The sequence below is a fragment of the Streptomyces luomodiensis genome (assembly GCF_031679605.1).
Taxonomy (GTDB): Bacteria; Actinomycetota; Actinomycetes; order Streptomycetales; family Streptomycetaceae; genus Streptomyces; species Streptomyces luomodiensis.
In genome coordinates, this window is the sequence record NZ_CP117522.1 from 9624853 (window position 1) to 9647613 (window position 22761).

The window sequence follows — 22761 nt, forward strand, 5'->3', positions numbered from 1 at the left end:
GAGGGAGGAGGGCGAGCGATGGCAGGGGACCAGCCCGCGAGCCCGCCCAGCAAGCGCAGCGTCGCAGCGGTGGTCGACAGGCTGCGCGAACAGATCCTGGACCGCGTTCTCATGCCCGGCGAGCCGATCCGCCAGGAGGAGATGGCCCGCAGGCTCGGCATCAGCCGAGTCCCGCTGCGCGAGGCGCTGCGGGTCCTCACCACCGAAGGACTGCTCACCCACCGCCCGCACCAGGGCTACTTCGTCGCACAGCTCAGCGTCGAGGCCCTGCGCCAGATTCACGCGCTGTTGGAGTTCCTCGAAACCGAACTCATCCGGACCGCCCGCTGGCCGGACGACGAGGAACTGGCCGAGTTGCGCACGATCAACGCGACCATGGCTCACGCGGCCCGGGTCGGAGACGTCGCGGCTGTCAACCGGCTCAATCGACAGCTGCACAACCGGATCTTCGCCCTGTCCCCGCAGGAGATCTACCTGAGCGAGGCCGAGCGGTTCTGGACGCTCTCCGAGCCCTACCGACTGCTGCACGTCACCTCCACCGACGCGGCAATCGCCACGGAGCAGCACGAACAGATCATTGACGCGCTTGCCGCGCGTGACCGCGCACTGTGTCTGCGGGTGCTGAGTGAGCACCGGCGTGAGACGCGGAACGGCGCGCTCAGCATGCTCAGCCGGATGGAGTCCGGCAGCACGCCTCGCGCGGTCGGCTGACCCGACCGACGGCGGAGCCACGCGCTTCCGCAACCAGCTGTGTGAGTCCTCATCGCTGTTGCCGAGGTCTCGGGCTGGAGTGGCACCTGTCCCAGCCCGTGCGACTGCGCAATGGCGCGCCGACCTGCACGCCCCCTTCTGCTTCGGTGCGGTGGGTCTTCGCCGTCGCGCCGTCGACCATCCCTGCCGACTCGGATCCCGTTACTCCAGTCCGTGCACCCCTTCCCCCGCCTGCTGCACGTCACTCACGGCAAAGAGCCCGTCACCCACCGCAGAGAGAAGGAACAGATGCGCATCGCTTACTGGGCAGGCATTCCACTCGCGCGTCAGCTGATCACCGCCAGTCTGCAGTCCGTCGAGGGCGCGGACGTCCTGGTCGTCGACACACTCCCGGCGTTGCTCGACGCGCTGCCCGAGGTGGATGCCCTCGTGCTCTCCGACTGTCCGGTATCGGAGGCAGTCGAGATAGGCAGGCGACTGCGCTCGCCGGACAACCGAGTGCGGTGGATGCATTTCATCACCGCCGGACGCGAGAAGTTCCTCAAAGCCGGAATCCCTTCCGGGATTCGCGTGACGGATCCTGACGGGGCCATCGCCCCGACCGTCGCCGAGCACGCCCTCGCACTGCTCTTGGCCCTGGGGCGGCAGCTGCCGGCTTGCGCCGCATCCACCGGCCGCGGCGAGTGGGACCGCTCGATGGCGGTCCGGGCACGCTCGATCGAGGGCCAGTCATTGCTGGTGGTTGGGTACGGTCACGTCGGCCGCCAGGTGGCACGCCGCGCTGCTGCGTTCGGCGCACGGATCACCGTCGTCACCCGCACTCCCCGACACGACGACGTGGCCAGCGATATCCGACCGCTGTCCGCTCTTGAGGAAGCGCTGTCCACTGCGGACGCGATCGTGGTCACGATCGCGCTCACCGAGCAGACCCGCCATCTCATAGGCGCCAGGCTGTTCGCCGCTGTCAAGTCCGGAGCCTTGCTGGTCAATGTCGCTCGGGGGGACGTGATCGACCAGTCCGCGCTGGCCGCCGCCCTGCACGCTGGACGGATCGCCGCCGCGGGACTCGACGTCACCGAACCGGAACCGCTGCCCACTGGTGATCCGTTGTGGGGTGCCCCGAATCTGCTGGTCTCCGGCCACTTCGCAGGCGCCGGGAGCGCGCCGAGCGTCGAGCGCCTGGCACAGGGCGTAGTGGCCCACGCTGCGAGGTTCGTCGCCAGCTCCGGCTCGGAGGTCTGAGACATGCGTGTGGTGGATGTCCAGGTGCTGGCGGCAGACGGGGGCTACCGGGTCTGTCGCTTCGTGAAGGTGACGACGGATGAGGGCCTGGTGGGGTGGAGCGAGTACTACGACCAGCTCAGTCAGGTGGATCTCACGTCGCTGATACTCCATCACGGGAGGTCGCTGATCGAGCATCGCATCGATCCGTGTTCGCCGGGCCTGGTCAGTTCGGCGTTGACCGCTACAACGCGGTTGACGGCCGGCGGAGTGCAGCAGCAGGCGATCGCCGCCCTGGAGAACGCATGCCTCGATATTCAGGGCAAGGCGGCAGGCCTGCCCGTGTCCCGTCTGTTCGGCGGGCCGTTCCGGACTCGGATACCCGTCTACTGGACACACTGCGGCAGTCTGCGCGTGTGGCACGCGGCGTTCTTCGAGCGCGAGTTGGGCATGGCACCGGTACGGTCGCTGGAGGACCTGACCAGCTTGGGCCAACAAGCTCGGCGTCTGGGGCTGCGAGCGGTCAAGACGAACCCGGTCAGCTTCCGACCGGATGCGAAAGGGTGGAACGGTGGGTTCCGTATCGGTCCGAGGATGTTCGACCGCCGAGGCGACGACTCGCTCATCGCCGACATCGAGGACCAGCTGGCCGCACTACGGGCCGGGCTCGGGCCGGACGCGGACCTGATGCTGGATGTGAGCTTCAGCCAGCGCACCGAGGGCGCCGTGCGGTTGGTCCGATCTCTGGAGGGACACGGACTGCGGTGGCTGGAGCTGGACATCCCCGATCCGGAGGCGCTGGCGTTCGTCCGCCGCTCGAGCCGAACTCCTGTGGCCTCTCTGGAGTCGCTCTACGGGCTGAATGCCTACCGCCCGTTCCTACAGCAACGCAGCGCCGATGTCGCGATCGTGGACGTGCTGTGGAACGGCTTCTGGCAGGCCAACCGGATCGCCACTCTGGCCGACGCCTACGACACCGATGTCGCCCCGCACAACATGGTCGGGGAATTGGGCAACCTCATCAGCGCACATTTCTGTGCCGCCATCCCCAACTTTTCGATCATGGAACTGCGGGTCGACGAAGCCCCCTGGACCCGCGACTACGTCACCAGCCCCACCGTCTTGGACAACGGCGAACTCATCCTGCCCAGCGGACCCGGATGGGGCAGCGACATCAACGAGGACGCCGTCAAAGACCACCCACCACGCGCTCGACCGCGCTGAGATCCCGCACGCCGCCGGCTGAGAGCTGGGTTCACGCGCAGGAACCGACCGGCGTGACAGCCGTCGCGGGCACGGATCACAAGTGCGGATCCGTGCCCACAGCCGAGGCCGGATACACCGGCACCAGACTCCTGGCCGACGGTGGGATGACGGGCCGCTTCTTCGGGCACACCACCGCGAGTCCGCCGGCGGAGACGTCGCGGCCAATGTCAGATGATCGCGTTCTGGCGGGCGAGTTCGGCACGAACGGCGGCCACATCGTGCGGTATCCCGTCGGCATAGTGCGCGGCCGCGACGCCGGCGGCATGCCCGGTGGCGAAAGCGGCACCCATGACCCGCACCGAGGCGTACGCCTGGGCGTCGGCGCTGGTGAGGCGTCCGACACCCCAGACATTGTCGGTGTCGGCCGAGCAGATGGCGCCGTAGGGAACGTCGTACCAGCCGCGTCCCGCCAACTCGGTGTAGCGAGTGACGCCAGGACCTGCGTGGTCCTCGATCGGCCAGCCGCACCGGGCGATCGAGGATGCGGGCAGCTTACGCGTGGTGAGCACGTCGGACGCGGTCAGTGTCTCCCGGCCGATGAGATGCCGGCTTTCCCGGATACCCATCTGGGGACCGGTCTCGATCAGGTGCGCACCGGACCAGCCGGGAAGGTACGTGCGCAGCGCCGACAGATAATGCCACGCCTGACGGCGCGCACTGACCTCGTCTCGGCTGAGCGCATCGACGTCCAGCGCGTCGACCTGTTCATCGGCCAACAGCGCAACGACTTCACCGGTGAGCGGCAGATGCGCCGCGATGCCGGAGTCCCGGGCAAGCCGCACTCCGGCATCACGACGGTACGCGGCCACCGCCGCCCGCAATCCGTCGCGAGACAGATCGGCGTCCTGGGCGACCCCTCCGAAGCGGCACACCAACGTGCTGGTCTGCCGACGCTCGACCGGCTCCACTCGCACACCGGCACCCGCCGCCGCCAGTACCGCGCCGTCACCGCTGGCGTCCACGAACGCCGGCGCCGCGACGTTCTCACGACCACCCCGGTGGTACAACTCGACCTCGGTGACACGGCCATCCTCCCGCCGGGCGCCGATGAGCGTGGTGTGCAGGAGCACATCCACCCCGGCGGCCTCGGTGACCGCGTCACACGCCAGCTTGGTCGCCTCGGCGTCGAGCAGGATGACACGATTCCCCGAGGAGCTCATGGTCTTTTCCTCGTACGCACCGAGGTCACGTAGCTGCTTCAAGACCTGCTCGCCCGCCCCCGCGACCACGCGTTCCCCGCGCTGGTCGAAGAAGCCGCAATAGCCCAGCACCGAGCTGTTCGTGGCCGCTCCGCCCAGGAACGGAAACCGCTCGACCAGGAGCACTCGGGCGCCTGTCCGCGCGGCACCGACGGCCGCTCCGATACCCCCCGCGCCGCCCCCGACGACAACGACGTCATATGACCTGCTCATCGACCACCCCTTTCTTGACCTGCGGCCAGTACACGATGTGCGGGGCGGGCGACGCCAATATCATTCGAACATCAGGCTCATAACGCAAAGGTATGGCTTCATGGAGCTACGACAGCTGCGCTACTTCGTCGCGATTTTCGAACATCGCTCGGTCTCCCGCGCGGCTGAACACCTGCGGATCTCGCAGCCTGCGCTCACCCGCCAGCTCCGTCAGCTCGAGCGTCACGTGAACACGCCCCTGTTCGAACGCGGGCCCACCGGGGTCAGCCCCACATCGGCGGCGGTAGCTCTGCACGAGCATGCGAGGCTTCTGCTCCGGCTGGCTGACGCCACTGGCGAGGTCGCCCGCTCGGCCGGCCCGGCCAAGGAGATCGTGCGTGTCGGTCTGCCGCCCGGTACGCCCTCGGCGTGGCTGGACCAGGTACTTGACGCGCTGCGCAGCCACGCTCCCGGTGCGGCGATCCAGTTCACCGACGCCAGCAGTACCGACCAGGTACGGCTGCTGCGTGAAGGCCTTCTCGACATAGCCCTCGTCCACCAGCGACCAGCGACTCGGTGCACGGCTCGGTTGCTCTACGAACAGCCGGCCGGGATCGCGGTGCGCCCCGGCCACCCGTTGGCCCGCCGTCGCCGCTGTCACCTGGCCGAGCTCGACGGGCTGCGGATTCTCGCCCACAGCCGGGACCAAACCACCGCCGAACACGACCGTGTCCTTACCGTCGCGGAATCGCTTGACGTGCGCCCCGATTGGGTCTTCGCGTGGTTCATCGAGAACGCGCTCGCCTGCGCCACCGCCAGCGACGCCGATGCCGCGTTGCTCACCCGCCCCAGTGCCCAGCGGCTGTTGCCCGGTTGGCGCTGGCTACCGCTCACCGATCCCGGCTTCGCCTTGCCGACCTGGCTCGCCAGGCAACCGCGGGCCCGCGCGATCGTGGAGAGGGTGGCCGAGGTGGTCACGGCGACGGCCGCCGACCCGACCGCATGAACCAAGCCGCCGACCCGACCGCATGCACCACAGCGTCTCGGCCACTGTCGTCGTCGACTCGGTGCCGCGCTGGAGGTGCCCGGTCACGCTCGTGCCTTCCCAAGACCACCCCGCCGTGGCTCCCCACTCGAACCGGTGCTCTGCCAACCGTCAGTGCCGAGCAACGCCATGGTGTGTTCCTCTTGAGCAAGCGGTCGGAATGTTTCGCTGACGTGCCGGCATCAGTCAGGCATGGTGAGGAGCGGCTTGATCACCTCGCCGCGAGCCGACGCTTCGAGGGCATCCTCGACGCGCTCCAGCGGGAAGGACTCAATGAGCCGGTCGAAGGGAAACCGGCCCTGTGCGTACAGGTCCATCAGGGCGCCGATGAGTTCCAGGCTCCGGCCTCCGCCGCCGAGGACGCCTACGACCGACTTACCACGCAGCATGCTCCCGTGGTCGAGGCTCAGTTCGGCGCCGGCCGACGTTCCGCCGACGAGCACGCACGTGCCGAGCATGCCGACCGAGTCGGCCGCTTGCCGCGCGCCCGAGACGGTGCCGGTGCAGTCCACCGCGTGGTCCGCGGGACCGTCGCATATGTCGTGGATTGCGCGTACCGGGTCTTCTTGCGTCGTGTTCACGACGTGGGTGGCGCCGAGCTGCTTGGCCAGTGCCAGTCGCGACGCGTAGCGGTCGACAGCCACGATCCTGGTGGCTGCCGTGCTGACGCAGGCCATGATCGCTGATAGACCGACGGCGCCGACTCCGTAGACAGCGACCGACGCACCGGGCGACGGCCGGACGGTGTGGAAGACCGCTCCCGCTCCGGTGGCCAGACCACACGCGAGAGGACCCATGAGCCCAACGGGGAGCCCGTCGGGGATGGGTACCAGCGACGACGCGTAGGTCACCGAGTGGGTGGCGAACGACGACTGACCGAAGAAGTGGCTCGACAGCCGCTCGCCGGTGAGTTCACGCAAGGCCGACGAGCCGTCTTGCCGACCGCCGCTCGACGCGAGCGCGAAGACCGACTGGCAGTATCTGTGCTCTCCTGCCCTGCAGTGTCGGCACCGTCCGCACCATGGCCAGCCGATGACGACGGCCTGGCCCTCCCGTACCTCGGACACGCCGTCGCCGACAGCGACGACGGTGCCGGCGCCCTCATGCCCGAGCACTCCGGGCAGCGGAAACGGCAGGTTTCCGTCTCGTGTGGCGGCGTCCGTGTGGCAGATGCCACTGGCCGCGATCCTGACCAGCACCTCCCCGGGCCCGGGTTCATCAATCTCAACGTCCCGGACGTCGAACCGGCCGTGCAGCCTGTCCACGACCGCCGCGCTGACCCGCATGAACTACTCCCCTCGCTGTGGCCTCTCGGAGGAACCCTCGCCACGAAGTCAGAGCCATGGCAGGAGGATCAATGGGAGACGTTATTGGTAGCCAATCCATATGGCAAGGGTCACGGTATCTATGTGATTTCCGGTCCTCTGTGGGCGGCAAGTCTGGATGGAGACGCACCAGAAGGCCATCGAGGGCATCCGACATCCGTGGACTTGGCTACCAATCCTGATGGCCGACTCGTGTCTGCCGCGCCGGCTGCTCGCGCGGAGTGCCGCGCTGCTCATGGGGGAAGGTCGGCTGCCGGACGCTGACCGGATCGAGTGTGAGCGGCTGGCGGAGGGCAAGAACTCGAGTCCGCACTTCGGGTACGGCGCTTCGTACCGCGGGCAGGGGGGGCCGGCCGCGGCCGATTGCGTCGCGCAGTACGCGTGCAAGCGGCCACTGCCGGCCTACCGGGCCCGACGGACAGAGGTCAGGTCCCCGTTTGCGACCGGGTCGTGTAGGCGGCGCCCGGACGACGATCAGCCGTTCTCGCGTCGGTCCAGCGTGCTGCCCACCACCTTGGGATTCCCCTGCGTCCAGGTGCCGGTGACCCGTCGTCGGGCGATCCGCCAGCCTTCGGTCGTGCGCGTGAGCCGGTCCTCGTACCTGCCCCCGATGAGGAACTGGTCGCCGCCTTCGGTGTTCGCGCGGACGTGCTGGGCCAGGAAGTAGGCCGTCGCTTCGGCGGTATCACCGTCGATGACGGTCTCGATGTTGGTGACCAGGTGCTGTGTGGTGTCCAGCGGCGGCAGGAACGCCTTGTAGTCGACGAGCATCCTGTCCAGTCCGACGGCCTGGCCGGTGGCGAAGTCGCCCACGGCCTCGGGGATGAAGCAGGTGGCCAGCAGGTCCCAGTCGCGGGTGTCCATCGCGCGGGCGAGCCGGTGCAGAACCTGGGCGATCTGGATCTGGTCGTGGTCCGGGCCGGTCGGCGCGTCCGCGGGAGTGGGGGTGGGGGTGGGGGACATGTGCATCGTCCTGTCTGTGTCGTCTTGTTCGTCTGGTTCAGGTGTTGGGCTGCGGGGCGGGTGGCCGCTTGTGGCGGTAGAGCAGGGCGGTGAGGAATGCTCCCGCGGTGTAGGTGCCGGCGCCCCACCAGTAGGCGACGGCATAGCCGTGGGTGGCGGCCTGTGCGGTGGCGGTCGGCGAGGTGCCGTGTGCGGCGAGGTAGTGGTCGGTTGCCGCGGTGGCCAGGGTGTTGAGCAGGGCGGTGCCGATCGAGCCGCCGATCTGCTGGCTGGTGTTGACCACGGCGGAGGCGACGCCGACGGTTCCGGGATCGACGCCCGAGGTGCCGGCCTGGAAGGACGAGGTGATGACGTTGCCGATGCCGAAGCCGATGAGCAGCAGGGCGGGCAGGACGCCGGTGGTGTAGGTGCTGTCCGGCTCCAGGCCGGTGAGCAGGACCATGCCGATGGCGCCCAGCACCATGCCGGTGGGCACGACCCTCCGGTGCCCGAGACGGGGCAGGAAGACGTTGGTCGCCAGCTGGGAGCCGATGATGAGCAGGACGACCATGGGCAGGAAGGCCAGCCCGGTCCGTATCGGCGAGTAGTGGAGGGAGTTCTGCAGGTAGTAGTTGACGAAGAGCAGCACACCGAACATGCCGACGCTTGCCAGCAGGATGCCGCTGTAGCCGGCCGCGCGGTCGCGGTCGAGCAGGACGCCCAGTGGCAGCAGGGGGTGCGCTGCGCGCCGCTGCCAGGCGGCGAAGGCCACCAGTAGCAGCGCCGAGGCGGCGAGTGGTGCCCAGCTCAGCGGCGAGGTCCATCCGTCGGTCTCGGCCTCGGAGAAGCCGAGGACCAGGGCGAACAGCGCGGCGGAGACCAGCACCGCGCCGGGAATGTCGAGCGCCGGACGGGGTCCCTGACGCGGGGTGCGGCCGATGGACACGGTGGCCGCGGCCGCGGCCACCACGGCGATGAACACGTTGATGTAGAGCGTCCAGCGCCAGTTCAGGCCCTCGGTCAGAAATCCGCCGAGCAGCACGCCGATCGCGCTGCCGGCGCCCGCGGCGGCACTGAACACGCCGAAGGCGCGGGCGCGTTCCTTCGGCGCGGTGAACGTTGTGGCCAGGACGGCCAGCGCCGTGGGTGCCAGCAGCGCGCCCGCCGCACCCTGGAGCACGCGGGCGGTCACCAGCATGCCGAATCCGTCGGCCGCACCGCCCAGTGCGGACGCGGCGGCGAAGCCCACCAGGCCCGCGAGGAACGCGCGCTTGCGGCCGATCATGTCCGACACCCGGCCGCCGAGCAGCAGCAGACCGCCGAAGGCCAGCGAGTAGCCGGTGACGATCCACTGGCGGTCGCCGTCGGAGAAGCCCAGGTCTGTCTGGGCCGAGGGGAGCGCGATGTTCACCACCGTGCCGTCCAGGACCACCATGAGCTGGGCCAGTACCACCGCGCCGAGCACCCACCAACGCCGCGCGGACGTGCCGTCGCCGGGCCGGGGCGGCGCTCCGCTTCGAAGTGCAGTTTCCATGGACGTCACCATAAACGAAACCAGCCAGTTCCGGAAACGCTTAGTTCCGGAACCGGCTGGTACGCTGCTGGAGACATCGAAGGGAGTGCGTCGCGCATGTCTGGAACAGCAGCCGCCATAAGCGGTGCCGGCGGGGCCGTGCCGGAGCGTCCCGCCCCGCGGCTCGGGCGCAAGCGGGACCACACCCGTGACGCGGAAATCCTCAAGGCCACGCTCGACGTCCTCGCCGAGACCGGGTACGAGGCCATGTCGATCGACATGGTCGCCACCCGCGCCAAGGCGGGGAAGGCCACGATCTACCGGCGGTGGGACACCAAAGGGCACCTTGTACTCGATGCCATCTCCTCTTTGAAGGACACCGCGCTGTCCCCCGACCGGCTGCCGGACACCGGCTCACTGCGCGGCGACATGATCGCGATGATCAACCCGCGCTGGCTCGGCGAGAGCGAGCAGCGCATCAAGATCCAGTCGGGTCTGATGTCCTTGCTGTACCGCGCTCCCGAACTCGCCGCGGCCGTCGACGCCGCGATCGTCGAGCCATCCGCCGCCGCCTACCGGCAGCTCATGGCGCGCGCCGTCGAACGCGGCGAAATCCCCGCCAGCACGGACATCGACACGCTCGCGCTGATCATCCCGTCCATGAGCGCGTACCGCGTGATGTTCATGCGCGGATGCGCGGACCGGACATTCCATGAAGCCCTGGTCGACGAAGTGATACTGCCGGCGCTCGGCATCCGCCCCTCACAGACCGTCGCAGATCAGCGGTTCTGACATACAGCACGATTCCGTGAAAGCCACGTCGATCGAGTACCGAGGGCCAGTTCGACGGCCTGTGACGTCGCAGTCCAGTCCGGCTGCTCCGTGCTCACTCGGCGTTCCCCGCCTTCGTAATGTCTCCATGGCCGTCCGACGTATCCCGCCACCGACGCGCTCTGCCAGCTCGCGAGCCGCCTGGAGGTGAACGTCCTGGGCACCAGCCCCGGCTACCTGGCGGCCTCCCGCACGGCCGGTGTGCGGCTCGCCGACCACCACCCGGCCTCGCTCGAGCGCCTGGGGGCCGGGTGTAACGGCGGCCGCGCCGGGGGGGGCACCGGTGCGGCGGCGCGCTCTCGGTAGCAGTCCTTCACCCGGCGCCCCTCGCGGCCCAGGAGTTCCTGCCGGGTGAGGCCGACAGGGTCCTCGTCGGGAAAGCGCAGCCGGTACATGGCGCATGCGGCAGCCAGCTAAGACAACCGTTCCGGCTCTGCGTGGGGTGTGAGCAGGGCGGCTTGTCGCGGTGGCCGCCCGGGGCCAGGGCTGGAAGCTGCTGCGCGGGTGCCTGCCCCTCGGGCACTCGAATGGGTTATTAAATGCGGCGACTTTCAAGGTAGCACTCTCATAGTGAATGTGAGCGCGGAAACGTGATCAGACGCATGGACCAGCGATCTGGTACTGCCGACCGAAGAAGGAGTAATGATGGCCGGGAAGAGCATTTCGGAAGCTTTGGCAGGCTTGACTGCAGAAGACATCAACGTGGACGAGGAGGGCCGGGTCGAGATCAACAATCCGGAGATTTCTAAGACCCTGGCAGAGGCGGTTTCTGAAGCTCCTGGAAAGGGTGGCCAGACTCCGTCAAATGCTAGTGCCTGCCAACCCAACGGCTCAAAATGCAGCCCTAATGCCTCGCAGTGCAACCCTCCGAAGCCAATCAAGGCGTGACTCCTCAACGCCAAGGGGAAGGATCGTGGTGAATAGTCGCACTGACGTTGCTACGAGATTCACCGAAGAGCTCGCACTCTCGCTCCGCAACGACAGCCTGCACCTCATCCTGCTGCCCACAGAGAAGTGCAACTTCAGGTGCACTTACTGTTACGAGGACTTCTCTGTGGGCCGCATGAAAGATTCGATCGTCAAGGGCATCAAGGGCCTGATCGACCGACGCCTGGAGGGTTTGCGCTCTCTTAGCATCTCGTGGTTCGGCGGGGAGCCTCTGCTGGCTCTTCCGGTGATCGAAGAGGTCTCCGCCCACGTCATCAGAGTTGCCGCGGATCATTCGGACCTGGAGTACGCGGCCGACATGACGACAAACGGCTACCTCCTTGACTCCACAACGATGACCCGTCTGAGCGCGTTGGGAATCCGTCAATACCAGATTTCCCTCGACGGGCCGCAGAAATTTCATGATCGAACTCGCGTACAGGCTAACGGTTCCGGATCGTTCCATCAAGTATGGGAAAATCTGCTGGCGATTCGCCAGAGTGCAACGCCGGTCCACGTCATCCTGCGGGTGCATATTACCCCCGCCAACTTGTCGTCAATGCCAGAGTTTCTGACGCACATCCAGGACGCGTTCCTCGGAGATGCTCGATTCTCTGTGCTCCTTAAGCCGGTGGAGCGACTCGGCGGACCTAATGACGAGAAGATGAGCGTCATCGGCGGAGAGGAAGCACCGAAGATCCTCGCCGATCTACAGTCGATGGTGCTTTCTGGTGGAGCAGGCTCCGGCCTGCAGCCCGTTCCGGACGTTTGCTATGCCGCACGTCCCAATTCCTTGATGATTCGCGCCAATGGCGTCGTCGGGAAGTGTACCGTGGCGCTTACCGATCCCGCCAATGCCATTGGGAGACTCCGGTCGGACGGCACTGTCGAAATCGACAATGTTCTGCTCCGCCCCTGGTTGCGGGGATGGGAATCCGGTGACTGGAGTACCTTGAGCTGTCCCGCTAACGGACTTCCGCGTAATCAACCCACGTTGCTGCAGGTCGGTCCCACACGACTTGAGCCGGAGCGGATGTAAAAATGTCCCCCGCTGCTACGTGGCCGGGCTGCTCGCTCGCCGCAGAATCCCTCATGGACTATGACCGACCATCGCGGCGTGCTCTGGACAAGTGGGCAAACGAGCTGTGCGGTGACCTGAATTCTCTCAACTCCGCACAGCACCTTATGGATCAGAGAGAAACAGCGTCAGCATATATGAATCTCGCCGCCCTCGTCGTAGCTCATTCAGGTGACGTCAAAACCGCTGAACGACTGTGCTGGCTCCAATTGGAGTGGTTAGCTCGGCTCTCCTCCGATTCCGGTGAATCTTTCATCCTGCACAACACTTTGCAGCCATGGATCAATGTGGGGCGGCTGCGTGCTCTTCAGGGGGATGCGGATGGGGCCCGACGTCACTTTCTTCTGGCCGAGTATATGCGCGATCGCCGAGCTGTGCAGCTAGGTCCGTGCAGTATTCTGGCTGGCGCATGGCCGCTCATTCTGGCCGCCGAACCTGAGATTCCTGGCGTACTGTGGAATGTTTACGCAATCGATCAGGTAAAAGCATATATGCGCTCTGGAGATCCAGCCCGTGCGCTGGCTGTTATCTCTGGTCTGCGTCGTGTTGCCCCGCCCGCATCGCATCCATTCATCACCGAAGGAGAGATTCTCATCCTTCTGCGCAGCGGGCGCGCCAAGGAGGCCCTCGACAAGGCAACCAATGTGACCCCCGAAAGACCGTCCAGCGAGATGGCATTTCTGTTGCATCAAGTAGCGGCCATGGTTGCGTTGGGACATGAGGGGCGTGCGAGACGGCTCGCAATCAGTCTCACGGCGCTTGTTACGCGGACAGACCTGGAGTACGCCACTCCCGGCACTTTTCTCCGGCACCTCAAACAACTTGGGCTGCTTCTGGAAAAGGTCAGCGAATTCAATTACGCCCGTGCAATTTATCTCCGAGGGCTGGAAGTATGTGACAAACATGAGGATGAGCCGTTGCGTCTGGAGTTCGTAGAAGGAGTCCTGCGCCTGGCGCCGAATGATGCTGCATCAGCCAAGTGGCGTTCTAGACGGGATGACCTGCTCGGGCGATCCTTGTACTTTGAAGTACGCCGAAAGAATGGTATAAGAGCAGCGCACGACCATCCATCGATCCGTCATCTGGTAGCGGCCGCTGAATCGATGAGTGGGTGCAGCTCTGTTTCGAGTAAGGCGTTGAGGAGCAGCCGAGCGTGAGGTCGGCCTCCCCGGTCGGGAGCCAGTACGACTCGTGATGGCGGACCCGGCCGGCCAGGTCCGCCAGCGGCGTCCCGGAGTGTTCCGGGAAGATCCGGTTTTGACCTGACGGTGCCCGGTTGACGGGTGTGGAGGGGAGCCGAGCACGGCACTTGGGGATCATGGAGTTCTCTACGCTTCAAGATCCGCCGCTTCGAGATCCGCAAGGTTGCCGTGCTCGTTGCTTCGTCCTTCCCCAACGAGGTGCGGCCGGTCGACGCGTGCGTCCCGGTACTGTGTCGCCTACTACCCGACGCGCGGGCCGAGGAAGGGGAGCGTGTTGGAACTCACCGAGATGATCCGGGAATTGCGGGCGCAGCTGACGGCCGCGGCGGCGGACGGCACGGGTGAGTCGCTCCAGTTCGAGGTCGGCCCGATCGAGATCGAGGTGAGTGTCGCCGTCAGCAAAGAGGCGGGCGGCAGCGGCAAGGTGCGTTTCCTCGTCGTCGAGGCGGGCGCTGACGGCAAGTACGCGAGGGCCGAGACACAGCGCATCACGATCACCCTTCAGCCGACGTCCCCAGGTCCGGGCGGCACTCGCACGGCCACCCGGATCTCGGGGGCCGAGGTGCCGGAAGAACGCTGAGGGGTGAAGCTGGACGGTGGGGGGATTGGACATCGGCCGCGTCGCCGAGATCATCGTCACAACTGCGGCAGGTAAGGGGCTCCGAGGTTCGGGCTATTTGGTGGCGGCCGGGCGGGTTCTGACGGCGGCGCACGTGCTCACGGATGCGGTGGCCGTGCGGGTGCGGTTCGACGCGGACCGGCCGGGGGAACGGGTGCTCGACGCCGAGGTGGTCTTCACGAACGTGGCGATCGATGTCGCCGTCCTCTCCGTCGCCGCCGTTGCCGGTGGGCCCGCCCGGTTCGGCCGCGTGGGCGAGCGGGACGCGGTGCTGCGGTGCAGTGCCGTGGGCTTCCCGGCGTTCAAGCTGCGGGAGGACGAGGACGGATCGCGCTACCGCGACTCCGAGCACGTACAAGGCACCTGCCCGGTGCTATCCAACCGTCGCGAAGGCACCCTCGATCTGCATGTCCCGGCGCCGCGGGGCGACTGGGACGGCATGTCAGGGGCGGTGGCCTTCAGCGACGGCCGGATCGTCGGGATCGTGGTGATCCACCACCCGGCCGACGGTCCCGGGCGCCTGGCGGTGAGCCGTGCCGATCGCTGGGCCGAGCGCCTGTCCGCTGACGAACGGAAGACGCTTGAGAAGCTGCTGGGGACGGAACTCCTTCCGGATCGGCTGCCCGACGTGCTGGTGTCAACCGGGTCCGGCCGGACCAGAACCGGCTTTGAGGAGTTGTTGCGGGACATCGCACCACCCGAGTTGCTGGGGCGGGAGGCCGAGCTCAAGGATCTTGTGACGTTCTGTGCCGGACGGGAGCCGTACCGGTGGCTCCGGGGAGGTCCGTGGGTGGGAAAGACGGCGCTGGTGTCGTGGTTCGCGCTGCATCCACCCCGTGGCGTGATCCCCGTGTGGTTCTTCATCACGTCACGCCTGGCCGGACAGGCGGACGTCGCCGCGTACACGGAGGCTCTCGTCCACCAGCTCGCCTGGCTGGCCGGGCGGGAGCCGTCCTCGCACACCTCGCCGATCGCCAGGGACGTGGAACGCAGACAACTGCTGAGGGAGGCGGCCGAACACGTCGCTGAGGACGGGGGCACGCTGCTGCTCATCGTCGATGGCCTTGACGAGGACCAATCCGCGAGACTCGGCAGCGGTGTGAGCATCGCCTCGCTGCTGCCGGAGCACCCGCCGGACAACGTGCGGGTGCTGGTCACCAGTCGGCCGAACCCCGCTCTTCCCTTGAGCGTCAAGCCCACCCATCCGCTGCGTAGGTGCATGGTGCGGTGGCTCGACAGCACCCACGTGGCGCGGAACCTGGAGGACCAGGCACGGTTCGAACTGAACCAGGCGTTCGCGGGGGACGCCGTGGAGAAGGACATCGTGGGCCTGCTGGCGGCGGCGCGCGGTGGCCTGCGTCCCGAGGACCTGCGGGAGCTGAGCGGGCAGGCGCTGTACGCCGTGCGGCACCGCGTGGACAGCGTCTTCGGACGAATTCTGCGCTCCCGCAGCACCGTGGCCGGTGAGCCGGCCGAGCGTCGCTACCTGTTCGCGCACGAGACGCTCTACGAGGCCGCGGTGCACACGCTCGGACCGGACATCCACCCGTACCGCGAACGCATCGAGGAGTGGGCCGAGTCCTACCGCCGGCGGAGCTGGCCCGAGGACACGCCGCCGTATCTGCTGGAGTCCTACGTGCCGATGCTCGCGGAGAACGGAGACACGGCACGGGCCATGGCCCTGGCCACGGACGCCGCTCGGCACCACCGGATGCGTGCCATCACCGGCAGCGACGCAGCCGCGTTCGCCGAGATCGACGCCGTCCGGCGGGAACTGCGTCGCAAGAACCCAGGTGACGTGGGTGACCTGGCGGTCCTCACCGCGACCGAGGACACGTTGAGCCGCCGCAACGCGCTGATGCCGGCGAACATCCCCGCCATCGTGGCGCGGCTGGGGCAGCTCCGGCGCGCGGAGGGTCTGGCAAGGACCGTGGTGCCACCTTCTTATCGCCCCATGGCCAAGGCGCGCGCGCTCGCCGCCGTAGCCCGGGTCATGGCCGAGAGAGGTGAGCCCCGTGCGGTGGGGCTGGCGCTGGAATCCGAGCGTCTGGCAAGAGGCATCATGGAGGACGGCAGACCGCTTCCAGCCTATGACGTCTATGCGGTATTCAGGGACGCGGCTACCGCCCTCGCGGGAGCGGGGCTCGGAGAACGGGCCCGCGGCATGGTCGGGTCTCTCCGGACCGTGCTCCTGTACGGGGAGTTCGACGGAGATGTCGAGTACGGCCCTTCGCCTCCCTTTCCCAGGTTCTCCCATGAGCGTCGTCTCGCGTCCAGGGAGGCGGCCATGGCGCTGGTCGACGTATCGGCGGCGTTGCGTGGGCGGGACGCGCTGCTCGCCGCGGACATCCTGGATGAGGCGGAGCAGGGCGCCGAGGAAGAAGCGCACGCCAGCGGCCGTGTCCAGGTACTGGCAAAGGTGCTCCGCGCGTGCTCGGGCTCCGATCGTGAACGGCACTGTCGAGTGCTCGGCCGGATCGAGAGGACGGTCACCGATCCAGCGGCCGATGCACTTCAGGCAGCAGACACCCTGTCCGCAGCAGCTGTCGCCCTGCATGATGTCCTCCCGGAACGTGCCGCCCACTGGGCCCAGGAGTTGAGTCGGCGCTTCACGTCCGGCTCTTCGACCGAGCGTGAATGGACGCGCACGAATACGGGACAGATAGCCTATGCCCGAACCATCCAGACCCTGACGGCCCTCCACATGATCCACCACGCACAAACCCTCATTGACGCGTATGTCGGGGGTGAGGAGCTGAACCATCGGTTCAGGAGGCGATGGGAGGATCCGACGTCATCGGAGGACCCCATGTCATGGGCGGTTCTCCGTAACGACTCTCTTGCCGCGATCGCCTGCGCATGGGCGCGGGCAGGCCACGCGGACAAGGCTCGGGAAGCATTGCAGCAGCGGCGGAGACCGGGGCTCTTCGGGGAGGTGGGGACGGAGACCCGGAAGGCGGTGGCCTGCGCCCTGGCAGCGAGTGGGCTTGTCGCAGAGGCGGAGAAGTGGGCCAACTCCATGCCGGGCACTCTGGCCGCCATGGCGGAGCGCCTGTGCGAACGCGATCGGGACCAGGCCGAGCGGCTCGTTGAATCCGCAATGAACCGCTACAGCCCCATTATTGGTTACGCGGACACCGCGTTCTTCGAGGCTCTTGCCGGGGCGCTCGCCGCATGTGGAGACCAGGTCCATGCCGAGCGACTCGCCAGGCGTGCCGTGGGCAGGACGGCACGGGCCTTGGCCGCCGTGGCTCCTGCTGTCGGAGGCGGACGCGCGGCGCGTCTGACAGCGGACGCGCGCGAGTTCGCCGACCGCCCGTACATGGACAGTAATGACGGCCGGGACAAAGGACTGGCGGCGGTCGCTGATGCCCTCGCACGGACCAGGCAACAAGACGCCGCGCTGTCCTTGCTCGCAAAGTTCGTGCAGGATATGGAAAGCATGGACCAATGGGGTCGGCTGATCTCTGACGATCCCGGCCGGCGGCTGAATACCATCCGCATCCCATTGGTGTCCAGCCTGTGGGAATGGGCGCCGACTGCTGCCGCCTCCCTCGCCGATGATGTGGAACGTGACTGGGACGACAAGACTGGACCCGTCTCCCACATCCTCTTCCACACCTCGCACCAGAGGGAATACAGCGTTGATCTCATGGCGCGGCTCATAGCAGCGGTCGGTGACCGGGATATGCCACGGAGCCGCCGCCTCGTCGGCAAGCTGAAGTCGCTGTCCTTACCTGACGATGAGCGCATTCGAAGTGAAACATGGGTGCTGGCGGCGATGGCGGTCGCGACAACCGAACCAGATCATGCCGAGGCCCTGCTGCTGCGAGCTGACGCGCGCCTGCGTGAGTACACCCCCGATGAGCCTCTCACCCCCCGAAGCCTGAACGTGCGGGCGGTCTCCCACGCCGCGGCTGGAGACTACGAGACGGCCGAGGAGCTTGCCGAGCGGATACCCGCGGGCAGGGAACGAGCCACGTGCCTGGCCTCGGTGGCGGCGCTGCTGGTGGGGCTGCCGGACGACGCCACGCTTGTGCATCTCGACGTTCTCAGCGGTTCCCGCCCTCATCTGCTGCGTCTGGGCGCCGATCTGCTCGGCCCGCCCACGGCGGCAGATATCGAGGATCGGTTGAGGCGCGCCCGTCGGCTCGTCGCCAAGGCGATGGCGAGCGAGGAGTGGTATCACGCCCTGCCGGTCCTCGCTCAGCTGGACCGGGATGCCGTCCGGAGCGTCGGAGCCGTCGTCTTCTCACACCTGGACTTGTGACGCACTGCTCCGGAGCCCAAAGGGCTTCTGAACAGTGTTCCGCGTGGGTGCACCCGATGCGTGGCAGGTCGGCGGCGCTGCGGCCAGCGCGGTTGCGGGGCCGATGGGGAGTGATTCCATGGAAGGAGGTGGTGGCCCTGCGGGTCTGGCGTGCCGAGAGCTGTTCTCGGAAGGAGAGCGCGCGATGCCGAAGGTTATTCGTCACCCGCCGGGCAAGAGGCGACCGCGCAGCGCGCCGATGGCCACCCTGGATCTGAGACGGGCGGGAGAACGGTTCCGGCGAGCCGCTCTCAGCTATTGGCACATCGCGGCTATGCGCCTGGAGGCGCGCCGGGCAACCACCCGCCCCAAGAAGTGGCGCCGATGGATCTCATACGCCAACGTGACCAGGATGGTCTGGCTGGTCGCCGCGCTCGCTGTCCTTGCCTGGTGCGGGGAGGGCCTGTACATACTGGTCACACATCAGACGACCCCCTTCGAGGGGTGGCTGCGGGGGAACGCGGGGTTCGACGCCGTCGTCCGCTTCGTCGGTCCGGTACTCACCGCTTCGATCGCTGCCGTGGCGTTCCTGTTCTGGTGGTACAGGGGGGCCAAGCGGCGTTACCTCGCCAAGGCACGCAAGCATCCCCGGGAGTTGGTGCTCACGGCGGGGCCGGATATCGCCGAGATTGTGGGCCGGGAGGAGGTCGCCCAGGTCATCGCCCAACGGTTGCGGGAGCGCACCACCCGCAGGCCCTATGTGCTCGTTGGCGGTGTCGGAGCGGGGAAGACCGCTGTCCTGGTGAGGCTGACCGAATTGCTGGCCCGGCAGCATGCCGTGCCCGTGCCGATCCGGCTGAGGGACGTTGCCAGTGCCGCCGACATGAACTTCGAACACATGGCCAGGAAGCGATTCGCCGAGGAGGCGCCCCAGGGCATCCTGGCCCGCGCCAAGAACGAGCGAGTCTGGCAGCAGATGCTCGCCGACGACAAGCCCGTGGTCATCGCCGATGGCTTGGAAGAGGCGCTCCTTGACGAGAGTCTCCAGGAAGACCGGGACAACATCATCCGTCGGGCGATCGAGCGTGCCCATGCGGAGAAATTGCCTCTGGTCATCGCTTCCCGGCCGCACAGTCCGCTGGAGAGTACCCAAGCCGCGATCATGGAGCTGGAACCGCTGAGTGAGGAGGAGGCGCTGCACTTCCTGGAAGCACGTGTCCCGGAGACGGACGAGCGCCGGGTGGACTGGATCGTGGAGACGGCGGAGGTGACCGAATCGCCTATCTACCTTCAGATCGCCCGGGAACTGCACCGCCACGGAGCCTTGGAACGCGACCGTCCGCGCAACGACCCGCAGCGGTTGGACACCCGCAGTTGGGATCGCAGCACGCTCCGGCTGTGGCTGCTGGAGACCTGGGACCACGCCCTGTGCGAAGGCCGACTGCGCGAGGATGTCGCGCTGGCCCTGCAAGAGCGGCGCGACACCCTCGAAGTGCTCTCCGCCCTGGCGTGTGTAGGACTGCTCCAGGACAAGGTGGAGGTCGGCTTCGCCGAGTTGCTCGACCAGGACGTCCACCCTGGTCCGGCGCGACGCGCGAGGGCCCGTGCGGAGCACCTTTGGGCGAGGCGACGTGGCTTCGACCGGTACGGCAAGCGCGGGAACGCCCTGTCCGAGAGGCACCGGCAACACCTATGGGACGCGCTCTGCGACAGGCTCAGCGCCGAGGAGAGCAGACACCTGCGCGAAGGGAACATGGGCCAGTGTCAGGCCGCGCTCGCCCGCTTCGCGAACAACGCCAACAAGCTCGAGCTGGTGGAGGGATGCGAACAGAAGGTCCGTTTCCCGCACAGCATCATCCAGGCGTACCTCGGTTTCCGCATGCTGAGCCATCTGGGGGAGCGCGGGGCCGGGGAACTGATCGAGCAGGTGCTGCAGCCGCCCGGTCCCAGCCGCGAACTGCTGATCGCGCTGGTGCTGTTGTCACGTCAGCAGGCGGCGAAACTCACAGCCGAGTGCGGCAGTGTCCGGGCCGAGATGAAGAAGCAGATGGCGAATCGGTGGCGACAGGCGCCCGTCAGTGGACGTACCCTGGCCAACCGCCTCCACGCGGCCGCGAACCACCGGACGGATGACCCGAAGGTCCTCGACCTGTACGCGGCAGCCCTGGAAGTCGAGAGCGTGGAAGAAAACCCGAAACTGCTCAGCTGTATCGTCGGCACGGTGCACGCCCGCTGGGACAGCATCAAGGGGGATCGACGCACCGTCGAGGACGCAAAGCGGCGACTGCTCAAGCAACTCGGCGCGGCGCTGCGCAAGGCCTCCGACAAGATCGACACCACGCCGCTGTACGAGAAGCTCTTCGAGATCGGCATTGCGGAGCCCACCTACCCCATTCGCTTGGCCGCTGCTCAAGAGTTCGGCAGCGGCGGCAATGCGGCCTTCGCCGTGATCCGCGAGCGGGTCGGTCTGAACAGTGACCCCGTGCGGGAGTACAACGAGAGGATCAGCGATCTGAAAGCCTGGAAGCGGCAGGAGCACCAGGCATGGGCCGACGAGATAAGGCGCGCGAGAGCTGCCCGCACGTTCTCGCCGACCACTCCCGGCAAGATCATCGAACAGTTGCAACGCGACCGGCAGGATTTCAAGCGGCGGTACCAGAAGCAACGCGCCGACCTCATACGGGAGTTCGCGATGCGAGCCTGGATGCTGCCCATGCTTCTGGGCTCCGTCGACGACGCCCACCGCGACGAGGCCCGGGAACGCCTCACCAAGTGGCTGCGTCACCTCGACCCGAAGTTCACCGGCGGCGCTCCCGACCTGCCGCTCGCCCTCGAGGCCGCGCTGGCCCAGGGCTTCAAGTACGCGGCCAACCGGCGCAAACGTCACCCGCACACCTACCCGGGCAGTCGTGCCGACCTGATTCGGCAGGCGGAGACCGTGCTGCAGCAGTCTCGGTGCTGGTATGCGCAGATCAGCTTGCTCCAGGCGCTGTGCTTGTGGGAACTCCCGGACGATATCGGCCGCCATGAGCAGGACGAGGACACGTTGACATGGCCGGATGGCGATCGCCACGCGGCGCGCGAACCGTCCCGAGGGATCGGCGGGACAACCGCCGTGCAGACCGTGAAGCGCTGGCTCTCGATGGCGGGCACGGTGAACGGAGCGCGCGGACAGCCCGGTATGAGTCCTGACTCAACCCGACCATGCGTACATCCATTCGTCGCCGAGGCGGGCGACCTGGTTGCCCTTGCTTTGGAGACCGGGCAGGTCGAACGCTTCCTATGGATCGACGAGAAGGGGGTCGCCGACAACATCGGCTCCCGCACCCGCACCCCCACCCACGGGGCGTACCGCAAGCACAACCTTTGGATTCCGCCTTCGGCCGGGTGGAGCACCCTCGACGGGCGTGCCCAACGACTTGTCGCCGATCTGCTGGTCATGCTGAACCTCATCGAACGGGACGGGCACCCGGACGAGGTCGAGGAGCGTCTGGCCCGCGCGGAGCAACCCGGCATGCCGCTTCCGCCGTGTATCCGTACCGACCGCGATGCACTGCGGCCCGGCTTGCGGGCCGGTGTCTCCACCCCGCCCGTACCAGGCACCACCTGCCTGGCCGACTGCACGTTCCAGCTCTGCCCGTATCCGCCCCTTGGGTCCGTATCCCGGGGCGAGATCCGTGAGCCGTTCTGCCGCCAGCAGCAGGCCCTCTTGCCCGGACGCTGGCGCCGCTGTTTTCCCAGGGTCCTGCGCCGGAAGACGCCCTACTGGGTGGGTATGCGCGTCCGGGAACTGGACCGTTTCTGGGACGCGATGGCCAGGCGAACGCGCCACTCCTAGGACGTGCCGGAGCACTGGCCGACCGGCGCACGTATTCACGTTCGAGTGCCGCGGTGCCGGGTGTGCCCCTACCGGTCGGGGTCGCTGGGGGTGAGCTGTTCGCGGATCGCCTCCATGTCGATCAGGGACCAGATTTCTGCGATCCTGCCGTCCTGGTAGCGGTAGAAGACGTGCTCGACGAACGAGATGGGCCGGCCGGTGGGCGGTATGCCGCGGAAGCTCGCCGCAGGGGTGCAGTCGAACCGGATGCGGCACGCCACCTGCTCGCCTTGGACGACGAGCCGCTCGATCGCGTAGTGCAGATCGGGTATCTCCGCTGCGTCACGGCGCAGCAGATCCTGGAACTCGGTGATGCTCAGCGTCCGGTCGTTGTGCACCACGGGGTTGTGCACGAACTCCGAAAGGTCATGGAAGCGCCGCTCGTTCAGGCACGTGAGGTACTCGCGGTATCGGTTCTCAAGGTCAAGATCAGTCATGGGGTGTGTTTCCTCGATTCCGTGGGCACGGTGTCCCTCCGACGCGGTACCTCTGGCGGGGCGGTCCACCATCGGATTGGCACCTGAATCTACAGCCAGCATGTGGGGTTCGCCCGGGGCGGGCTGG

Annotated in this window: 16 protein-coding genes and 1 pseudogene; 11 read left to right on the plus strand and 6 right to left on the minus strand. The window is 67.2% G+C overall.

Annotation, left to right across the window (positions count from 1 at the left end; translation table 11 throughout):
* Positions 1–18 precede the first annotated feature (18 nt).
* From PS467_RS40280 to PS467_RS40290, 3 genes are all read left to right on the plus strand, one after another.
* The gene (locus PS467_RS40280) at positions 19–711 is read left to right on the plus strand and encodes a GntR family transcriptional regulator (RefSeq protein WP_311039470.1); all 693 of its coding nucleotides are present in this window, start codon (positions 19–21) and stop codon (positions 709–711) included.
* 288 nt (positions 712–999) lie between these two features.
* A complete protein-coding gene (locus tag PS467_RS40285) occupies positions 1000–1953 on the plus strand; it encodes an NAD(P)-dependent oxidoreductase (protein ID WP_311039471.1) in 954 nt (317 codons plus the stop codon).
* A gap of 3 nt (positions 1954–1956) precedes the next feature.
* Positions 1957–3156: a mandelate racemase/muconate lactonizing enzyme family protein gene (locus PS467_RS40290; protein WP_311039472.1), complete on the plus strand. Its 1200-nt coding sequence runs from the start codon at positions 1957–1959 to the stop codon at positions 3154–3156.
* Positions 3157–3365: 209 nt separating this feature from the next.
* Here the strand turns inward: PS467_RS40290 and PS467_RS40295 are convergent, their stop codons facing one another.
* Positions 3366–4610, minus strand: coding sequence for an FAD-dependent oxidoreductase (locus PS467_RS40295; RefSeq protein WP_311039473.1), 1245 nt, complete (start codon positions 4608–4610; stop codon positions 3366–3368).
* Between the two features lie 100 nt (positions 4611–4710).
* Here PS467_RS40295 and PS467_RS40300 point away from each other — a divergent pair, with 100 nt between their 5' ends.
* Entirely contained in the window at positions 4711–5595 is an 885-nt protein-coding gene (locus PS467_RS40300; RefSeq protein ID WP_311039474.1) for a LysR family transcriptional regulator, read from the plus strand.
* A 221-nt stretch (positions 5596–5816) separates the two neighbouring features.
* Here the strand turns inward: PS467_RS40300 and PS467_RS40305 are convergent, their stop codons facing one another.
* The 3 genes from PS467_RS40305 to PS467_RS40315 all read right to left on the minus strand — a co-directional run bounded on the left by PS467_RS40305 (position 5817) and on the right by PS467_RS40315 (position 9435).
* A complete protein-coding gene (locus PS467_RS40305) occupies positions 5817–6920 on the minus strand; it encodes an NAD(P)-dependent alcohol dehydrogenase (protein ID WP_311039475.1) in 1104 nt (367 codons plus the stop codon).
* A 513-nt stretch (positions 6921–7433) separates the two neighbouring features.
* A complete protein-coding gene (locus PS467_RS40310) occupies positions 7434–7922 on the minus strand; it encodes a nuclear transport factor 2 family protein (RefSeq protein WP_311039476.1) in 489 nt (162 codons plus the stop codon).
* Positions 7923–7959: 37 nt separating this feature from the next.
* On the minus strand, positions 7960–9435 hold the full coding sequence (locus PS467_RS40315) for an MFS transporter (protein ID WP_311039477.1): 1476 nt from the start codon (positions 9433–9435) through the stop codon (positions 7960–7962).
* A 96-nt stretch (positions 9436–9531) separates the two neighbouring features.
* Between PS467_RS40315 and PS467_RS40320 the strand changes: the two genes are divergently transcribed.
* Positions 9532–10206 carry a TetR/AcrR family transcriptional regulator gene (locus PS467_RS40320; RefSeq protein WP_311039478.1) on the plus strand — a complete coding sequence of 225 codons (675 nt, stop codon included), beginning with the start codon at positions 9532–9534 and terminating at the stop codon, positions 10204–10206.
* 292 nt (positions 10207–10498) lie between these two features.
* Here the strand turns inward: PS467_RS40320 and PS467_RS40325 are convergent.
* Positions 10499–10658, minus strand: a pseudogene (locus PS467_RS40325) (type I-E CRISPR-associated endonuclease Cas1e); the annotation flags it as partial.
* A 232-nt stretch (positions 10659–10890) separates the two neighbouring features.
* On the opposite strand from PS467_RS40325, the gene PS467_RS40330 reads away from it, so the two are divergent.
* From PS467_RS40330 to PS467_RS40355, 6 genes are all read left to right on the plus strand, one after another.
* On the plus strand, positions 10891–11133 hold the full coding sequence (locus PS467_RS40330; protein ID WP_311039479.1) for a hypothetical protein: 243 nt from the start codon (positions 10891–10893) through the stop codon (positions 11131–11133).
* A 28-nt stretch (positions 11134–11161) separates the two neighbouring features.
* Positions 11162–12211 (plus strand): radical SAM protein, encoded by a 1050-nt coding sequence (locus PS467_RS40335; protein WP_311039480.1) that lies wholly within the window; start codon positions 11162–11164, stop codon positions 12209–12211.
* A gap of 176 nt (positions 12212–12387) precedes the next feature.
* Positions 12388–13407 carry a hypothetical protein gene (locus PS467_RS40340; protein ID WP_311039481.1) on the plus strand — a complete coding sequence of 340 codons (1020 nt, stop codon included), beginning with the start codon at positions 12388–12390 and terminating at the stop codon, positions 13405–13407.
* Between the two features lie 316 nt (positions 13408–13723).
* Positions 13724–14032, plus strand: coding sequence for a trypco2 family protein (locus tag PS467_RS40345; protein ID WP_311039482.1), 309 nt, complete (start codon positions 13724–13726; stop codon positions 14030–14032).
* 25 nt (positions 14033–14057) lie between these two features.
* Positions 14058–18341, plus strand: coding sequence for a trypsin-like peptidase domain-containing protein (locus PS467_RS40350; RefSeq protein WP_311039483.1), 4284 nt, complete (start codon positions 14058–14060; stop codon positions 18339–18341).
* Positions 18342–18525: 184 nt separating this feature from the next.
* Positions 18526–22158: an NACHT domain-containing protein gene (locus PS467_RS40355; RefSeq protein WP_311039484.1), complete on the plus strand. Its 3633-nt coding sequence runs from the start codon at positions 18526–18528 to the stop codon at positions 22156–22158.
* 68 nt (positions 22159–22226) lie between these two features.
* On the opposite strand, the gene PS467_RS40360 is transcribed toward PS467_RS40355, so the two are convergent.
* Positions 22227–22634 (minus strand): ester cyclase, encoded by a 408-nt coding sequence (locus PS467_RS40360; protein ID WP_311039485.1) that lies wholly within the window; start codon positions 22632–22634, stop codon positions 22227–22229.
* Between the last annotated feature and the right edge of the window lie 127 nt (positions 22635–22761).